Source organism: Rosenbergiella sp. YN46 (assembly GCF_036620675.1).
In the GTDB taxonomy this organism is placed as follows: domain Bacteria; phylum Pseudomonadota; class Gammaproteobacteria; order Enterobacterales; family Enterobacteriaceae; genus Jejubacter.
Map to the genome: position 1 here is coordinate 1 of NZ_JAZHEE010000185.1, position 502 is coordinate 502.

1 protein-coding gene is annotated in these 502 nt (G+C 31.3%); it reads left to right on the forward strand.

Going from position 1 to position 502, the window contains the following annotated elements; translation table 11 throughout:
* Positions 1-58 precede the first annotated feature (58 nt).
* Complete coding sequence (locus V3W49_RS23170) at positions 59-430, forward strand: hypothetical protein (protein ID WP_500148342.1); 372 nt, start codon at positions 59-61, stop codon at positions 428-430.
* Positions 431-502: the final 72 nt, after the last annotated feature.

Below are 502 nucleotides of genomic sequence, written 5' to 3' on the forward strand. Positions count from 1 at the left end.
CTCAAGTCGAGAATTTATAATAGATAAAAAACCTCTTTTTGATTGACTTTTGGAACACGTGTATTACTCAGATGGCAATACAAAGAGAATTTCATGGGTCATCAAAACTAATGGATCTAAAGTTGAACACGAAAGAGAGCACGCAGATATTTACTTAGATAAAGTCAGTAATGAACAATCAAAGTACATTGCCTTACATGTTGGGATTTTTTGGGGTATTGGAACGTATATCATAAAAAATGGTGATGCGATAAATGTAATGCTTGACTCAAAATCTATGTATGATCATTTAGTTAACGATTCACAAATTTCAGATCAATTAATAGAAATGAGAACTTTCTATATTAAGCAATTAATTGGACAAAGAAAATTAAAAATAAACTACCAACTTCTAGAGCCCGAAGAGAATTTAGCGGGCAAATTAATATAATTACATACTAGGACTTAAGGCCAAAAACAGTAGTATTTTGACGACAGCACAATATGATGATAGAGCATATAC